Annotated in this window: 15 protein-coding genes; 7 read left to right on the top strand and 8 right to left on the bottom strand. The window is 60.6% G+C overall.

What is annotated here, in order from left to right:
• Window positions 1-43: 43 nt before the first annotated feature.
• The 7 genes from rbfA (at window position 44) to ACVW0Y_RS12025 (ending at window position 6,500) form a co-directional block, all read left to right on the top strand.
• Complete coding sequence (gene rbfA / locus ACVW0Y_RS12055) at window positions 44-469, top strand: 30S ribosome-binding factor RbfA (RefSeq protein ID WP_457438552.1); 426 nt, start codon at window positions 44-46, stop codon at window positions 467-469.
• Between the two features lie 3 nt (window positions 470-472).
• Window positions 473-1,390, top strand: coding sequence for a tRNA pseudouridine(55) synthase TruB (gene truB / locus ACVW0Y_RS12050; protein ID WP_457438550.1), 918 nt, complete (start codon window positions 473-475; stop codon window positions 1,388-1,390).
• 143 nt (window positions 1,391-1,533) lie between these two features.
• Window positions 1,534-1,803, top strand: a complete 270-nt coding sequence (gene rpsO, locus ACVW0Y_RS12045; RefSeq protein ID WP_010447232.1) for a 30S ribosomal protein S15 — start codon at window positions 1,534-1,536, stop codon at window positions 1,801-1,803.
• A gap of 213 nt (window positions 1,804-2,016) precedes the next feature.
• Entirely contained in the window at window positions 2,017-4,119 is a 2,103-nt protein-coding gene (gene pnp / locus ACVW0Y_RS12040) for a polyribonucleotide nucleotidyltransferase (protein WP_457438548.1), read from the top strand.
• Between the two features lie 113 nt (window positions 4,120-4,232).
• On the top strand, window positions 4,233-5,648 hold the full coding sequence (locus tag ACVW0Y_RS12035) for a hypothetical protein (RefSeq protein ID WP_457438547.1): 1,416 nt from the start codon (window positions 4,233-4,235) through the stop codon (window positions 5,646-5,648).
• Window positions 5,649-5,847: 199 nt separating this feature from the next.
• Window positions 5,848-6,219: a BON domain-containing protein gene (locus ACVW0Y_RS12030; protein ID WP_457438545.1), complete on the top strand. Its 372-nt coding sequence runs from the start codon at window positions 5,848-5,850 to the stop codon at window positions 6,217-6,219.
• Between the two features lie 83 nt (window positions 6,220-6,302).
• Window positions 6,303-6,500: a CsbD family protein gene (locus ACVW0Y_RS12025; RefSeq protein WP_457438544.1), complete on the top strand. Its 198-nt coding sequence runs from the start codon at window positions 6,303-6,305 to the stop codon at window positions 6,498-6,500.
• Window positions 6,501-6,747: 247 nt separating this feature from the next.
• On the opposite strand, the gene ACVW0Y_RS12020 is transcribed toward ACVW0Y_RS12025, so the two are convergent.
• From ACVW0Y_RS12020 to acs, 8 genes are all read right to left on the bottom strand, one after another.
• Entirely contained in the window at window positions 6,748-8,196 is a 1,449-nt protein-coding gene (locus ACVW0Y_RS12020; protein WP_457438543.1) for a rhomboid family intramembrane serine protease, read from the bottom strand.
• A gap of 78 nt (window positions 8,197-8,274) precedes the next feature.
• Complete coding sequence (locus ACVW0Y_RS12015; RefSeq protein ID WP_457438541.1) at window positions 8,275-8,571, bottom strand: DUF2845 domain-containing protein; 297 nt, start codon at window positions 8,569-8,571, stop codon at window positions 8,275-8,277.
• Between the two features lie 39 nt (window positions 8,572-8,610).
• Window positions 8,611-8,922 carry a DUF2845 domain-containing protein gene (locus tag ACVW0Y_RS12010; RefSeq protein ID WP_457438540.1) on the bottom strand — a complete coding sequence of 104 codons (312 nt, stop codon included), beginning with the start codon at window positions 8,920-8,922 and terminating at the stop codon, window positions 8,611-8,613.
• Between the two features lie 108 nt (window positions 8,923-9,030).
• Window positions 9,031-12,000, bottom strand: a complete 2,970-nt coding sequence (locus ACVW0Y_RS12005) for a DUF748 domain-containing protein (protein WP_457438538.1) — start codon at window positions 11,998-12,000, stop codon at window positions 9,031-9,033.
• Window positions 12,001-12,163: 163 nt separating this feature from the next.
• The gene (locus ACVW0Y_RS12000; RefSeq protein WP_457438536.1) at window positions 12,164-13,180 is read right to left on the bottom strand and encodes a class I SAM-dependent rRNA methyltransferase; all 1,017 of its coding nucleotides are present in this window, start codon (window positions 13,178-13,180) and stop codon (window positions 12,164-12,166) included.
• A 144-nt stretch (window positions 13,181-13,324) separates the two neighbouring features.
• A complete protein-coding gene (locus tag ACVW0Y_RS11995; RefSeq protein WP_457438534.1) occupies window positions 13,325-14,506 on the bottom strand; it encodes an acetyl-CoA C-acetyltransferase in 1,182 nt (393 codons plus the stop codon).
• A 102-nt stretch (window positions 14,507-14,608) separates the two neighbouring features.
• On the bottom strand, window positions 14,609-15,487 hold the full coding sequence (locus tag ACVW0Y_RS11990; RefSeq protein ID WP_457438532.1) for an oxygenase MpaB family protein: 879 nt from the start codon (window positions 15,485-15,487) through the stop codon (window positions 14,609-14,611).
• Window positions 15,488-15,537: 50 nt separating this feature from the next.
• Window positions 15,538-17,475, bottom strand: a complete 1,938-nt coding sequence (acs, locus tag ACVW0Y_RS11985) for an acetate--CoA ligase (protein WP_457438531.1) — start codon at window positions 17,473-17,475, stop codon at window positions 15,538-15,540.
• Window positions 17,476-17,525: the final 50 nt, after the last annotated feature.

Below are 17,525 nucleotides of genomic sequence, written 5' to 3'. Positions count from 1 at the left end.
CCGTCAGGGTTTTGCGCCGTGACGGGAGGTAACAGGTAGTTAGATGGCCAAAGAATATAGCCGTACCCAACGCATCGGCGATCAGATGCAGCGCGAGCTGGCGCAACTGATCCGTCGCGAAGTCAAAGACCCGCGTGTCGGTCTGGTGACTGTCACTGCCGTGGATGTCAGCCGCGATGTCGGTCACGCGAAGATTTTTATCACCGTGATGGGCCAGGACACCCCTGAAGAAATCGCCCAGAACGTTAAAGCGCTGAATCTCGCTGCCGGTTTTCTGCGTATGCAGTTGGCCCGCGCCATGAAGCTGCGCAGCGTGCCGCAACTGCACTTCCATTACGACGAAAGCGTCATGCGCGGCGCGCATCTGTCGTCGCTGATCGAGCGTGCCGTGGCGGAAGATAGCCAGCACGTCGAGCTGGATGCTGACGCAACGCCTGCGGCTGACAAGCCCGTGGCTGACGAGGAATAAGGCGTGGCTCAGGTCAAGCGCATTCGTCGTAACGTCAGCGGCATTATCCTGCTCGACAAGCCCAAAGGCTTTAGTTCCAACGCCGCGCTGCAGAAGGTGCGCTGGTTGCTCAATGCCGAGAAGGCCGGGCACACCGGCAGTCTCGACCCGCTGGCCACCGGCGTCCTGCCGTTGTGCTTCGGTGAAGCGACCAAGTTCTCCCAGTACCTGCTCGATGCCGACAAAGGCTACGAAACCCTGATGCAGATGGGTGTTACCACCACCACGGCGGATGCCGAGGGTGAGGTGATCGAGCGTCGCGAGGTGACCGTTGGTCGCGCTGATATCGAGGCGGTTTTGCCCAGATTTCGTGGTGAAATCAGTCAGATACCACCGATGTACTCAGCTCTCAAACGTGATGGCCAGCCTCTGTACAAGTTGGCCCGTGCAGGCGAAGTAGTGGAGCGCGAAGCGCGTTCTGTTACTATTGCGCGCCTGGAAATGCTGGGCTGTGAAGGCGAGCAGGCACGCTTGTCGGTCGCCTGCAGCAAAGGCACCTACATCCGGACCCTGGTGGAAGACATCGGCCAGGCGTTGGGCTGTGGTGCACACGTTGCCGAGCTGCGTCGTACCCAGGCCGGGCCGTTCGTGTTAGCCCAGACCGTTACCCTGGAAGAGCTGGAGCAGGTACACGCCGATGGTGGCAACGAAGCAGTCGACCGCTTCCTGCTGCCCTCCGATAGCGGCCTGGAACACTGGCCTCTGGTGCAGTTCTCCGAACACAGCGCGTTTTACTGGTTGCATGGGCAAGCTGTTCGCGCCCCGGACGCGCCGAAGTTCGGCATGGTCCGCGCATATGATCACAATGCTCGCTTTATCGGGATTGGCGAAGTGAGTGAAGACGGGCGCATCGCGCCGCGTCGTTTGATTCGGTCAGAATGACCGAACCATGCCGGGCAACCGGGGTGGGCGAGGGTGGCTGTTAATAGGCACGGTCACATCTCATTTTTTAATACGAGGATTTGTCCTCGGCCTATTGGAGTCGTATTCACTGGAATGCAGCTCCTTACTGAGAGGAAGCCCACATGGCACTCAGCGTTGAAGAAAAAGCTCAGATCGTTACCGACTACCAACAAGCTGTTGGTGATACTGGTTCGCCAGAAGTGCAAGTTGCACTGCTGACCGCCAACATCAACAAGCTGCAAGGTCACTTCAAAGCCAACGGCAAAGATCACCACTCCCGTCGTGGTCTGATCCGCATGGTAAACCAGCGTCGTAAGCTGCTGGACTACCTCAAAGGCAAAGACGTTACCCGCTACAGCACCTTGATCGGTCGTCTGGGCCTGCGTCGCTAATAGCGAAGCTGCTAGAGGTTGGTTGTTTGTCGTTATTGATTGGGTATGCTCACGCAGCCCGGTGATTAACGGCAGGCTTCCAGCCTCAAGTTTTATCTGCACCACCGGTTTTGTCTGTTTCACCCTGGACAGTGCTCGGGTCCGATTCCCGAAGTTGCCCAAGAATTCTGCAAGAACACGATTTCCCCAAGGCAAAAAGAAGGTAAATACACCGTGAACCCGGTAATCAAGAAATTCCAGTTCGGTCAATCGACCGTCACCCTCGAGACTGGCCGCATTGCCCGTCAGGCCTCCGGCGCAGTATTGGTCACCGTTGACGACGACGTCAGCGTATTGGTGACCGTGGTTGGCGCCAAGCAAGCCGACCCAAGCAAAGGCTTCTTCCCGCTGTCCGTTCACTACCAAGAAAAAACCTACGCTGCCGGCAAGATCCCTGGCGGCTTCTTCAAGCGTGAAGCGCGTCCTTCGGAAAAAGAGACCCTGACTTCCCGCCTGATCGACCGTCCGATCCGTCCTCTGTTCCCTGAAGGTTTCCTGAACGAAGTTCAGGTGATCTGCACCGTTGTTTCCACCAGCAAGAAAACCGATCCGGACATCGCTGCCATGATCGGTACCTCGGCTGCCCTGGCTATCTCCGGTATTCCTTTCGAAGGCCCGATCGGCGCTGCCCGCGTGGCCTTCCACGAAAGCACCGGCTACCTGCTGAACCCGACTTACGAGCAACTCAAGGCTTCCAGCCTGGACATGGTCGTAGCCGGTACCAAAGACGCCGTGCTGATGGTTGAATCCGAAGCCAAAGAGCTGACCGAAGACCAGATGCTGGGTGCCGTACTGTTCGCCCACGACGAATTCCAATCGGTGATCAAAGCCGTTGGTGAACTGGCTGCCGAAGTTGGCAAACCGACCTGGGCCTGGGCACCTGCTGCCAAGAACACCGTGCTGCTGGACGCTATCCGCGCCGAGTTCGGCGAAGCCATCTCCCAGGCTTACACCATCACCATCAAGCACGAGCGTTATGGCCGTCTGGGCGAATTGAAAGACCAGATCGTTGCCAAGTTCGCCGTTGAAGGCGGCCCGTCCGCTGGTGAAGTGAAAGACGCTTTCGGCGAAATCGAATACCGCACCGTTCGCGAAAACATCGTTAACGGCAAGCCGCGTATCGATGGCCGTGACACCCGCACCGTTCGCCCGCTGGCGATCGAAGTGGGCGTGTTGGGCAAAACCCACGGTTCGGCTCTGTTCACCCGTGGTGAAACTCAGGCGCTGGTCGTTGCCACTCTGGGTACCGCCCGCGACGCACAGCTGCTGGACACCCTCGAAGGCGAGCGCAAAGACCCCTTCATGCTGCACTACAACTTCCCTCCGTACTCGGTGGGCGAGTGTGGTCGCATGGGCGCTACCGGTCGCCGCGAAATCGGCCACGGCCGTCTCGCTCGCCGTTCGGTTCAGGCCATGCTGCCTGCTGCTGACGTGTTCCCATACACCATTCGTGTCGTATCGGAAATCACCGAATCCAACGGTTCCAGCTCCATGGCTTCCGTGTGCGGCGCTTCCCTGGCCCTGATGGACGCTGGTGTGCCGATGAAGGCACCGGTTGCTGGTATCGCCATGGGTCTGGTTAAAGAAGGCGAGAAGTTCGCCATCCTTACCGACATCCTCGGTGACGAAGACCACCTCGGCGACATGGACTTCAAAGTGGCCGGTACCGCCAAAGGTGTTACCGCGCTGCAGATGGACATCAAGATCAACGGCATCACCGAAGAAATCATGGAGATCGCCCTGGGCCAAGCCCTGGAAGCTCGCCTGAACATCCTCGGTCAGATGAACCAGGTGATCTCGACTTCCCGTAGCGAACTGTCGGCCAACGCACCGACCATGATCGCCATGAAAATCGATCAGGACAAAATCCGCGACGTCATCGGCAAAGGTGGTGCAACCATCCGCGCTATCTGCGAAGAAACCAAGGCTTCGATCGATATCGAAGACGACGGCTCGATCAAGATCTTCGGTGAAACCAAGGAAGCGGCAGAGGCCGCGCGTCAGCGCGTGCTGGGCATCACCGCAGAAGCTGAAATCGGCAAGATCTACGTCGGCAAGGTTGAGCGCATCGTCGACTTCGGCGCATTCGTCAACATCCTGCCGGGCAAAGACGGTCTGGTGCACATCTCGATGCTGAGCGATGCCCGCGTTGAGAAAGTGACTGACATTCTCAAAGAAGGTCAGGAAGTCGAAGTGCTGGTACTGGACGTGGACAACCGCGGCCGTATCAAACTGTCGATCAAAGACGTAGCAGCGGCCAAGGCTTCGGGCGTTTAATCCCGGCTTTAATCGCAGCTTGAGAAGAGGGCCCCTTGCGGGCCCTCTTTTTTTGCCTGGAGAATAGCCACCTCACCGGCCAAGACCTTACACGCGACAAGGAAGCTGCACCCATGGAAAAGAGTCTTTGCCACTACCACCCGGCGCAGCCCGCCACCTGGCTGTGCCACTCCTGTCCGCGGCACTACGGAGATTGCTGCACTCCGCTGAATGACGATGCTCCGCAAGAGCCGCCAACCTGCCCGTTGTGCGCCAGTCGCCTGGAGTTTCTTGGCGCGGCCAACACGGCCCAGCCCTTCTGGGAACGCATCCCGCAATTCTTCAGCTACGGCCTGCAAAGCGGGCCCTTGGCCTTTAGTGCGCTGATGGCCCTGGCCAGTCTGTTTATGCCTTCATACCTGGTGCTGTGGTTTCTGCTGTTCAGCGTCGCCACCAAGTACTTCTACAGCGTGATCGAAGCCACCAGCGAGGCGCAGAAGGAAGCGCCGAGCCTGGCAAGCGCCTTCACCGGTTCCGGTTTCGGGCTGTTCTTCAAGCAGATGGTGGTGATTGTTATCAGCGCGGTGGCGCTGTGGATTGCCGCCGACTTCGATAGCGAGGCGCTGTACTGGCTGGTGAATATCGCAGTGCAGTTGGTGATGCCCGCCAGCATCATCCGTCTGGCGCTGGACAAGTCCCTGAGCGCCGCCCTGAGCCCCGATGAAGTGGGGCAGGTGATCAAGGCCATGGGCTGGCGCTACCTGATCCTCTGCGCCTTTCTGTTTATCCTCTGGCAGTCGCCCAACTGGGTGCTGGTGATGCTCTCCCACGGATTGCCCAAGGTGGTTCTGTTTCCCGTGGCGGCCTTCCTGTTTACCTATTTCACCGTGGTTATGAGCGCGATGATGGGCTACGCGGTATTCCAGTATCAGGGTGCTCTGGGTTATGCGATTGCCGAGGAAGGCAGCCACAACGGCTTCCCGGTTGTCGAGTACCAGCGTCGCCGGGCTCTGGCCGAAGCGGAAATTCGCATCAAGGAAGGCCAGAGTCAGCAGGCCCTGGAAACCCTGACGGTGGCGCTGGAGCGCACTCCCGACGACCTCAAGCTCAACGAGCGCTTTCACCAGTTGCTGTTCAACCTCAATGCCCGCGAACGCTGCCTGCGGCACCTGGCGCATTACCTGCCGCTGGCGGCGCGGGTAAATCCTGCCCTGGCGGCCACAGCGCTGCTCAATGCACGCAAGCTGCAGGCGGACTATATGCCTGACGATGCCGTCGCCTGCGAACGCACTGCCAGCGCTTTGCTTGACCGCCACAAGATCCGCGAGGGCCTGAGCCTGCTGCGCAACCTGCATCAGCGCTTCCCCGACTACCCGCATATTCCCCGCGCCTACCTGCTCGCAGCACGTGGATTTGCCGAAGGCTTGGGCCAGGTGGAACCTGCGCAGAAGCTGCTGGCGTTCGTGCGTGGTCGCTACCCGCAATCGCCGTTGCTGGCTGAAGTGGATGCGTTGCAAGCGATCCTGGAACGGATGGCCAGCAAAAGCTGACTGTTCATGCAGATTGCATGTGAGCGAAGCGGCGAACTTGCAATCTGCACGATGCAGTGGGATGACGGTAATTTATAACCTATTGATAAATAAAGAATAAATAATCTTATTCAGGTTGGCACAGGCCTTGCGATATCTCCTATGAAACCGCAGCCAGGACAGGTGGCGGAATTTTCGAATGAACTAGGAGTGAGACGTTATGAACAAGCCTTTCAATAAGTTGGTTATTGCAGCTGCCACTGCTGGCGCACTGAGCCTGAGCATGACGCCTCTGGCTTTCGCCGATACCACTCACACCCAGACTGGTCCGCTGATGATGGCTGCCAGTGAAACCGTGGATAACGCTGAAGAAGCCGTGACCGATACCTGGATCACCAGCAAGGTCAAATCCACTTTCGTTGCCGACAGCGCCCTTAGCGCTCTGGACATCAAGGTTGAAACCAACAAAGGCGTGGTTTCCCTGTCCGGTGTAGTGAAAAGCGATGCCGAGCGTGATCTGGCTGTCGCCAAAACCAAGGGCATCAAAGGCGTGAAGGCGGTTTCCGCCGACGGCCTGAAATCGGCTGACTAATCAGCTGACCGCCTGACAGCATTCCCTCAGCTGTCACCCTCGACCGGTGGCAGCCGATTGGCCCAGACAAAGGAGGACTTCCCATGAATTCCGACGTGATCAAAGGCAAGTGGAAACAGCTCAATGGCAAGATCAAGGAACGTTGGGGCGACCTGACGGACGACGACTTGGATGTCGCCGAAGGGCATAGCGAGTACCTGGCAGGGAAACTTCAGGAGCGCTATGGATGGACCAAGGAGAAAGCTCAGGAAGAGCTTCACGACTTTCGAAGTAAGTTGTGAACACAAATAAAAAGACCCCGGAGTTAACCCTCCGGGGTCTTTTTATTTGTGTTCACAACTCATCGGCTTCCGGGGCGTCGGCCATGCTGCGTTGAAAGCCGACTTTCGCCTTGCCTGACCTTAGCCCCGAAACCCTCGACGGCTACTATCGCAACGGCGGCGCGCCCCCTGTAGGAGCGGCTTCAGCCGCGATTGGCCGGGCCTGAAAACGCAATAGCATCGCGCTGAAGCCGCGCCTACGGGGGCGTTAGCGCGCAATGTGCTGTTGGTAAATCGCCAGCTGCTGGGTCTGTTCGGCGTCGGGGTAGACGGCGCGGAGGAATTCGTTGAGTTCGCTGACGCTGCGGCGGTCGTCTTGTTGGCCGAGCTGTTTGGCCAGTTGCAGGGTCAGGGTGGGCAGCTGGGGCGGGCGGTTGCGGGTTTGGATCAGTTTGCGCCACGCGCCCAACGCGCGGCCGCCGTCGCGGGCTTGGAGTAGCCGTTGCAGTAGGTGCATTTGCACAGCGGGGTGTTGCAGCAGGGTGAACTGTGCGCTGTCGTCGGCCAGGCGTTGCAGCAGGGGCTGGTTGGCGATGGCGTGGGGCAGGGCGAACACTTGCTTGAGCACGGCGCTGAGCAGCACTTTGTCGTCGCGGCTTTTCGCTACGGGGTAGAGGCGCTCCAGAAGCAATAGGCGGTTGGGGTAGCGGTTGAGCAGGTCGATGCCGCGGGTGGCGGCCTGTTCCAGGTTGAAGCTGCCGATCAGATTGTCGAGGGAAGCCACTTCACGTTTGAATGGCGCGTCTGGGTCTTCCTTGTTCAGGTAGGCTTCGTCGACCTTCAGGCCGCCAATCTGTTTGGGTAGCCACACCGCCAGAAAGCCTGCGCCCATGCCGCCGAGGTGGGCGTAGTAGTTGACGTGGTCATTGGCCAACAGCAGGCCATACAGCTCTTTGCCCATCCATATCGGCAGAATCCACAAAGCCGGCGCGCGGAAGTAGCCGAACATCGGCCCCAGCCAGTAGAAGAAGTTGATCCGTCGCAGGCCGTAGATGCCCAGGTACATGCCCATCAGCCCGGCAATCGCGCCGGAAGCGCCGATACCGGTGGCCCACACCGGGTCCATCACCCACCACAACAGGTGCGAGGCCAGACCGCTGAGCAGATACAGGCCGATGTACACGGCAGCGCCGAGGGCGCGTTCGAGGGCGAAGCCGAAGATAAACAGAAACAGCATATTGCCGGCCAGGTGGCCGAAGTCGGCGTGCAGAAACATTGCGCCGAACAGGCCCTGCACCGTGAACTTGGCCGGGATAAAACCGAAGCGGAAGTTGCTCAGTTTGTCCCGCGCGGCTTCGGCCTTGGCGCGGGCTGCCTGCCAGGCGGGGTCGTCCTGGTAAGCGGGGTTGTAGTGCAGGGTGTTTTCGAACTGCAGGTCGGTGAGGATATATCGCGCTAACAGCACCCGCGGCGCGGCGGTGAAGGCCTTGCGGTGTTCCTTGTCGAGTTCGTTGCGGTCGCCGTAGGACTGGATAAACAGCGCCTTCTCGCGGTCAAGCAAACCGCCATCCAGGTAGGTTTTGACCGCCACTTCTTCACGCGCGCTGTCGCCGCCCTGGTAGGCGAAATAGATCAGGGTGTTGAGCAGAATCAGCAGCAGGGTCAGGACCGGCGGTTTTTTCCAGTCCAGCGGGTGTTCGGCGGGGATGATCAGCACGCGTTATCTTCCTTGAGCGGCGCAGTTTGATGAACAAAACGTAGGTTGGGCTTCGCTGCGCTGAGCCCAACCTACGGATCAACCGCGCTTACTATCGACACGGACTAACCGCCCGCCTTCAAAGCGCAAAAAATACATCATCCCGCCTTCGCGTGGGCCGTATACCCATTCCTGCACTTCTACTTCTGAGGTGCGGTTGCCGGTGCGGCTTTCGACATAGCCAACCACGTTGCTGCTGTTGGGCTCGCCACACTTGGTTTGCACTTCGATCTGTCGATCGCCTTCGCTGGCGATACCCTTGTCGCAACGCAGCGAGGCCTGGCTTTCGGCGGCCAGAAACAACAGGGGGAGGCAGAGTAGATACGACTTTTTCATGGCTGGGCATCCTGTCCAGTTTGTTTATTGATGGGGTGGTTAGCCGCCCCGTTTGGAATCGATATCGACCAGGCGATTGCCCTCGAAACGCAGGTAGTAGTACATGCCGTTGCGCGGGCCATAGGCCCATTCTTCAACCAGCACTTCGCTGCGTTCGCCGTAGTAGCCGTACACCACTTTGTTGCCCACCACGCTGCGGCTTAACGGTGCGCCGCATTTGTTTTCCACTTCGAGGGTACGGTCGTCCATGCTGACCAGGTTGCTGCCACAGCGCAGCGTCGCGGAGGCGAATACGTTGCCGCAGAGGGTAAGGCCAAGCAGGAAGATGGCGTAAAACGAGGAGGCTTTCACGGAGGCTGTCCGCAAGGAGTTTAGGCCATAGGCTACACCCGTGTATCGTCTCTGTCACACCGCAGACCCTCGCCGGAGCCCCTGTGTAGAGGCACCCGGCAGTGTGCTTTATTCGCTGTCGAGGTTCAGCGGCGATGCCACGCGGCCGTTACTTTCGGGCTCGCCGAGGCTGACATCGACCATATAGATACGCTCGTCCGCCAAGCCACCTTTGCTCACCAGGTAATGCTTGATGGCAGCGGCGCGGGCCTGGGCCAGTTTGCGTAGCAGCACCTCGTTGTTGCTCCAGTGGGCGAGGATATCGCCACGCAGCTTGGCGCTGCGTTCGTCGTCGCCGAGGTCCTTCCATTCCGCCGGCGGCTGCTTTTTCAGACGGGTGCGGTAGATGCCTTCGAGCATCGGTGCCTGTTCATCTTCCGGCACTTCCAGCAGCGCGGCCTTGGCGGGCACCTTGTCACCACGACGTTGCAGCATCTTGTAGTAGATGTACTGGTATTCGCGGTGCAGACGCTGCTCGGCCAGCAATGGACCATCGGCTTTCGCCGCGCTCAGGCCTTCCACTTCCAGGCGCAGGTTGGGGCGTTGCTGGAGTGCCTCGGCCAGGGTGTTCAGGCCGCTCTCGGCGCTGCCATCCAGGGTGCTGGTGCCGGCGGCGAACTGCACCGTGCTGATATCCACATCCGAACCACCGGCAACCAGCCCGGCAATAAACTTGAACGGTGCCGACACCGCACGCAGTACCAGATTGCGCAGGGTCTGCCAGACAATCGGCATCACGCTGAATTGCGGGTTATTGAGATCGCCGGAGACCGGCAGCTCGAGCTGGATCTTGCCGTCGGTATCCTTGAGCAGCGCCACCGCCAGGCGGATCGGCAGATCGACGGCGTCTGGGCTGTCCACCTGCTCACCCAGTTGCAGTTTCTCCACCACGAGCTTGTTCTCGGCGTTCAACTGGCCCTTTTCGATGCGGTAATGCAGGTCCAGATTGATCCGCCCCTTGCGGATGCGGTAGCCGGCGAACTTGCCGGAGTAGGGCGTCAGGGTAGTCAGCTCGACATGCTTGAAGCTGGTGGTCAGGTCCAGGGCATCCAGCGGCTCGAACGGGTTGAGGCTGCCGACAATGCTGACCGGCGCATAACGATCGACCTTGCCCTTGATATCCACATTGGCCGCCTGCGGCTTGCGGTTGTCGAGGGTGCCGATCTGGCCGTTGAGCTGTTGAATGGCGGTGCCGAAGTTCGGCTTCAGGCTGAAGTCAGCGAAGTTGGCCGAGCCGTCATCGATGGCGATGCCGCCGATATGAATGCCTAGCGGTTTACCGGCAGGTGTCGGTTTGGCGTTCGGGGCGGCCGGCTGCGCGATGACCAGGTCACTGACGTTGGTGCTGCGGTCCTCGTTGATCATAAACCGCGCATACGGCTGGACCAGGCTGACCTTGTCGATCGACAGGCTGTCCCCATGCCGGTAATTGAGGCCGTCGAGGGTCAGTTGCTTCCACTTCACAAAGTCGCGGCTTTTCAGGGTGTCCAGCGTGTGTAGCTGATCGACCTGGGCACGCCCGGTGATGCTGAAGGCCAGCGGCTCGGTACTCTTCAGGTCGACCGCCAGGTCGCTGCCGAGCAGACCGCTACGCAGTTCCAGACGCACAAAGGGCTCCAGATAGGACTGCGCCACGCGCAGGTCGATGTCCTGGGTGGTGACCTTGAGCTGCGCATTGACCGGGTTGAGATTGACCTGTCCGCTGGCGGTGATCTTGCCCTGTTTGCCCAGGCCGGTATCGAGCTTGAGGCGGAAAGGTGAGCCGTTGAGGCTGTCGAACTGTTCCAGGTCCAGATTCAGCGGGCCGATATCCAGCGCCACCGGATCTTTCGGTACCCGGTCGGCCAGGTGAATGCGGTAGCCACGCAGCTGGGTGTCTTGCAGCAGCACCTGCCAGGGTTTGCCTGGCTCGGTGGGTGCAGGTGCTTGTTTTGCAGCGACGGCGTTCGGGTCGGTGGGCGGCGTCGGCGCGGGTGCCTCGGTGCCTTCAGGTTGCGTGGCAACCGGCGTGGGTGCGGGTTCGACTTTGGCGGAGGCGGGCTTGCTGGCAAACAGCTTTTGCCAATCCAGTTCGCCGTCTTTTTCTCGCGCGGCCCAGGCCTGCAGATTCTGGCTGCGGATCTTGCCGACGGTTACCAACTGCTTGGCCAGGTCCACTGAGGTTTCGCTGATTTCCAGGCGTTCCAGGCTTACCAGCGGACGATCGTCGACGGTCTTAATGGCAAACGGGGCGACGGTCATCGCGGTGTTGCTCAGCAGCAGTTGGGTGCCCTGGCTCAGGTCCAAGGTGTAATCGGTGCTCAGACTGAGCATGCCTTTTTCCAACACCAGCGGTACCGCATCACGCACATAGGGCCAGAAGGCTTTCATATTGCCGTCGGTGATTTTCAGCTGACCGCTGGAGGTGATGGGTGCCAGGCTGACCTTGCCGATCCAGTCCACCTGCCCGCCGTACGGCCCTTTGGCCACCAGACTCATATCGGCGTTGTCTTCGGGCAGGGTGCTGAGGTGCTTGAGTTCCAGGTTCAGCGAGTCATAGACGAACTGCACCGGTTCGCTGGGGCGCAGGTCGGCAAATTGCAGTGCACCCTCGATCAGCTCCAGGCGATCCAGGCGCAGCGGGAAGGGTTTGGCGTCGGGCTCTTTGGGTTCCGGTTTTTCCGGCAGCTTGAACAGTTGGGTCAGGTTGAGGGTGCCGTCCTTGCTGAACTGCACCGCCGTTTGCGACTTTTCCAACTCGACGTCGGCCAAGTGCAGCGCGCCGGTCCACAGGCTATCCAGTTGCAGGTTGGCGTAGAGCCGCTGGAAACCAAGCTGGTCGGCGGCGGGCTCACCGATATGCAGACCCCACGCCGAGACTTCCAGACTGAATGGGTTGAGCTCCAGACGCTCAAGTTTGGCCGGCACTGTGGCCATGGCCGCCAACTGTTGGTTGGCGATACGCAGGGCAATACCCGGCAAAATCAGAAAACCCAGCAGGCTGTATAAACCGAGGGCAATCAGCAGGGCGCCAACGGCGCGTTTCAATCCTTTGGGCATGACGACGCTTCAACTTTCCTGGCAAGAAGTGGCTTGGAGTATGGCACGCGTCTGAGGTTCGGCACGTGCGCCAAGTTTCCTTTGTCGGGCGTGAAGAGCATCGCGGTTAAAACCGCTCCTACGGGCTGCACAATCCGTAGGAGCGGTTTTAACCGCGATGCTTTTAGAACTGCAGAATCAGCGTCTTAAGGGGCGGCCGGCCATCGCTGGAAGGGAAGTCTGCGGCCGGCGGCATCACCTGCCATTCGCGCACCGGTCGGCCCAGCTTGTCGGCACAGCGCAGCACCTGCTCACGCCAATCTTCCATGGCGACCTTTGCCAGGTTGTTGCAGCAAATCAGCACGCCGTCGTCGGCGGTGCTGAGGATCGCCGGCTTGAGCAGGCTCTGGTAATCCCGCAGCAAATCGACGGTGCCGAAAGCGCTTTTGGCCCAGGCCGGCGGGTCGAGCAATACCAGGTCGTACTGGCGCTGATCCAGGCGTACATAGCTGGGCAGTTTCTGACCGCGGCGTTGGGTAATCGACAAGCCGGCCAGTTGGCGAATGGCTGGGAAGTAGTCGGACTGGATGAACTGCATTGGCGCGAGTTCGGGGTTAAGTGCGCCGTTTTCCTTACCCACTGCCAGATTGCCCTCGGCGAAATCCAGATTGCAGACTTCACTGGCACCCCCAGCTGCGGCACTCAGACCGACGCCACAGGTATAGGCAAACAGGTTGAGCACGCTTTTGCCGGCGCTATGCGCTTTGACCCAGCCGCGCGCGTTGCGCAGGTCAAGAAACAGCAGCGGGTCCTGCCCGGCATGGCGACCGCGCACCCGGTAGTTCAGGCCCCATTCGTGGCCGACCATATCGACCAACGCCGCAGGCTCGGCCTGGTACACCGCGTCGCTACGGTCGATGCGCGAATTGGTGCCGGAGCGGTCGTTGTAGACCAGCAGCAGGTCGAGGCTCAGTTCGGCATTGATCAGCGCATGGGCGGCCAGCAAGGCATCGCGTTCCAGGGCCGTGTGGAAACTTTGCACCAGCAACTGAGGGCCGTAACGGTCGATGGTCAGGCCGGAAGCGCCTTCCTGACTGCCATGGAACAGGCGGTAGCAGTCGGTGCCTTGGCCGTGCAGTTCAGCCAGAAGCGGCTGACGATTGGCGAGGGCGGCGCGCAGCGCCTGATCGAGAGAAGACATGCGCCGCGGCTCGGAAATTAAGGGGCGCGCAGTTTAACACCGAGGCGTTAACGGTGAACCCGTAGGAGCGGCTTTAGCCGCGATTGGCCCGCGAATGTGCGCGCAGTTTTCGCGGCTAAAGCCGCTCCTACGAGGTCAACAGCGTTACGCGCGTTCCAGGGCCAGCGCCACGCCTTGCCCACCACCGATGCACAAGGTGGCGAGGCCTTTCTTGGCGTCCCGCTTGATCATCTCGTGCAGCAAGGTCACCAGCACACGGCAGCCTGATGCGCCGATGGGGTGGCCGATGGCGATGGCCCCGCCGTTGACGTTGACCTTGCTCGCGTCCCAACCCAGTTCCTTGCCCACCGACAACGCTTGTGCAGCGAAGGCTTCGTTGGCTTCGATCAGGTCCAGTTGGTCGAGGGTCCAGCCGGCTTTTTCCAGGCAGCGTTTGGTCGCCGACACCGGGCCGATGCCCATGATCGCCGGGTCTACCCCAGCGTTGGCGTAGGCGGCGATTTTCGCCAGCACCGGCAGACCCAGGGCCTTGGCTTTGGCGGCGCTCATCAGCAGCACGGCGGCAGCGCCATCGTTGAGGCTGGAGGCATTGCCAGCTGTCACGCTGCCGTCTTTTTTGAAGGCGGGTTTCAGTTTGGCCAACGCCTCGGCCGTGGTGCCGGCACGCGGTTGTTCGTCAGTGGCGAAGGCAACCGGGTCGCCCTTGCGCTGCGGAATCAGGATCGGCGTAATCTCATCCTTGAAGCGCCCGCCTTCGATGGCGGCCACGGCTTTCTGCTGAGAGCCGGCGGCGAAAGCGTCCTGGGCTTCGCGGCTGATCTCGTACTTATCCACAAGATTCTCGGCGGTAATGCCCATGTGGTAGTCGTTAAAGGCATCCCACAGGCCATCGGTAATCATGCTGTCGATCACTTGCGAGTGGCCCATGCGCAAGCCGGTGCGAGCACCCGGCATTACGTACGGCGACAGGCTCATGTTTTCCTGGCCACCGGCGATGATCACCTCGGCGTCGCCACAACGAATGGCCTGGGCACCCAGGTGCAAGGCTTTCAGACCGGAGCCGCAAACTTTATTCAGGGTCAGCGCTGGCACTGCTACGGGCAGGCCGGCCTTGATCGCAGCTTGTCGCGCGGGGTTCTGGCCGGCACCAGCGGTGAGCACCTGGCCGAGGATCACTTCATCCACTTCAGCGCCATTCAGGCCGGTTTGTTCCAGCAGGGCGCGGATTACGGCAGCGCCCAAATCAACGGCAGGAATACCGGCCAACGAGCCCTGGAAACTGCCGACGGCGGTACGGGTGGCGGCAACGATTACGACGTCTTGCATGGCGCAGTTCCTCATCATGGACAGGGGCGCGGGCATGCCGCGGCGGGCGGTTATGGTGGCACAGGGCAGGGGCTGCGACCACACGCAGGGCTGACTGGTGGGTCAGCGCAGCGCCGGTAAACCCATGCGTTTGCGCGCCCGGTGATAGGCACCGCTACGCACCGCCCAACGCAGCAATGGCGCGCTGCGTCTGACCCCGCTGCGTATCAACAGGCGCTGGCGCTCGGACAATTCCAAGCCCAGCATTTCGGCCGCCCAGCGCGGTAACAGGTCGACACCCGCACGCATCATCAGAGCACCGAAAGGCTTGGCGACGGCGCTGGGTGCTGGTGCGTTGAACAGCACGTCCATGATCTCGGCGCTGCGCTCGTCGCAGAGCAACTGCGGGCGAATGCCCTCCAGGTAATCGGCCACTTCCTGGCAACTGCGCGGCACGTTGGTGGCACCGAGGCGTTCGGCGATCAAGGCGATTTCCGCGTAGTAACGGTCTTGCTCGCTGACCGGCAGATCCGGGTTGCAGTAACGCAAATGGGCAGCCAGAAAACTGCTGACTTCGGCCACATGCACCCAGGTCAGTAGCGCCGGGTCGCTGGCGGAATAGGGGCGGCCGTCTTTGGCAGTGCCGGTAACCTGCAGGTGAATGGTGCGCACCTTGTCGATCAGCCAGTTGGCGTCTTTGCTCGAGCCATAGGTGGTGCCAGAGATAAATTGCCCGGTGCGGCGCAGGCGCCCGAGCAGGTCTTGACGAAAATTCGAGTGGTCCCACACGCCGGCCAACGCCAAGGGATGCAGGGCTTGTAACAGCAGGGCGCTGATGCCGCCGATCATCATGCTGGTGAAGTCGCCATGCACACGCCAGCACACCGCGTCGGGGCCAAACAGGCCAGGGTCGCCAGGCGGTTGTTCAAAGTCGATCTGGCCCAATGCCAAGCCCGTAAGGCTGATGACCTGGCGTTCGATACGTTGGCGAAGAAATTCCATAACTCACTTCGTAAGCAGGCCCGGCGCGGGTGCAACGCCGGGCGTTGCAGTTAGCGGTTGAGGCGGTTGTCGATCAGGCTGTCGACTACGGACGGGTCGGCCAGGGTCGAGGTGTCGCCCAGGCTGTCCAGTTCATTGCAGGCGATCTTGCGCAGAATGCGCCGCATGATTTTCCCCGAGCGGGTTTTTGGCAAGCCCGGTGCCCATTGCAGGAGTTCGGGTTTGGCGAAGCTGCCGATCTCCTTGCTGACCATTGCCAGCAATTCCTTCTGCAGTTCGTCGCTGACCTCCACGCCCTGCATCAGGGTGACAAAGGCATAGATGCCTTGGCCTTTGAGGTCATGGGGATAACCGACCACCGCCGCTTCGGCCACGGCATCGTGCAGCACCAGAGCGCTTTCCACTTCGGCGGTGCCAATGCGGTGGCCGGAAACGTTGATCACGTCGTCGATGCGCCCGGTGATCCAGTAATCACCATCGGCATCACGGCGCGCGCCATCACCGGAGAAGTAGTAACCGGGGTAGGGCTTGAAGTAGGTATCGATCATCCGCTGGTGGTCGCCGTATACGCTACGGATCTGGCTAGGCCAGCTGGCTTTGATCACCAGCACGCCGGAGCCGGCACCTTGAATTTCCTTGCCCTGTTCATCCAGCAACGCCGGCTGCACGCCGAAGAAGGGTTGGGTCGCCGAGCCTGGTTTCAGCAGGGTGGCACCGGGCAGCGGGGTGAGCATGATGCCGCCGGTTTCGGTCTGCCACCAGGTATCGACGATGGGGCAGCGGCACTCGCCGACCACATTGAAATACCATTCCCAGGCTTCCGGGTTGATCGGCTCGCCGACGCTACCGAGCAGGCGCAGGCTGGCGCGCGAGGTTTTTTCCACCGGGCCTGCGCCTTCACGCATCAGGGCACGCAGCGCAGTGGGGGCGGTGTAGAAAATATTCACTTCGTGCTTGTCGATCACCTGCCAGAAGCGCGAGCTGTCCGGGTAGTTCGGCACGCCTTCGAACACCAGGGTGGTGGCACCATTGGCCAGCGGCCCGTAGACGATATAGCTGTGGCCGGTCACCCAGCCGACGTCGGCGGTGCACCAGTAGATATCGCCGTCGTGGTAGTCGAACACGTACTTGTGGCTCATCGCCGCCACCAGCAGGTAGCCGCCGGTGGTGTGCAGCACGCCCTTGGGTTTGCCGGTGGAGCCGGAGGTGTAGAGAATAAACAGCGGGTCTTCGGCGTCCATTGGCTCTGGCGGGCAGTCGCCTTCGGCGGCGCTTACCGCCTCGTGGTACCAGAGATCGCGGCCTTCTTTCCACGCCACCTCGCCCTCGGTGCGTTGCACGACCACCACGGTGGACACCGCCGGGCAACTTTCCAGGGCCTTGTCGACGTTCTTTTTCAGAGGGATGTATTTGCCGCCGCGCACGCCTTCGTCGGCGGTGATCACGGTGCGGCAGTCGGCATCCAGAATGCGGTCACGCAGGGCATCCGGGGAGAAGCCGCCGAACACCACCGAATGCACCGCGCCGATCCGTGCACAGGCGAGCATGGCGTAGGTCGCTTCCGGCACCATCGGCATATAGATGCACACCCGGTCGCCTTTCTGCACGCCACGGCTTTTCAGCACATTGGCCAGGCGGCTGACATGGTGATGGAGTTTTTTATAGGTGATATGCGCTGATTCGCTGGGGTTGTCGCCTTCCCAGATGATCGCCACCTGGTCGCCACGTTTCTCGAGGTGGCGGTCGATGCAGTTGTAGCTGACGTTGAGTTTGCCGTCCTTGAACCAGGTGGCGTGGCCAGTGCGCATATCGCCGTGGTACACGCTGCGCCAGGGCTGGAACCAATCGAGAAAGGCCTTGGCCTGCTCACCCCAGAATTGCTCGGGCTGCTCGATGGATTGCTGGTACAGACGCTGGTAAGCCGCGTTGTCGAGCCAGGCGCGCTCACGCACGGCATCGGCTACCGGGTGGTCGGAGATCTTGAACATGGCGGAGTCCTTGTTTTTGTATGGCCGCAGTGCGGGTAAGGGTGCACCCA

The organism is Pseudomonas sp. TE3786, from assembly GCF_054057335.1.
Note: the sequence above shows the minus strand (reverse complement) of the source record. Positions and strands in the feature narration are given on the sequence as shown.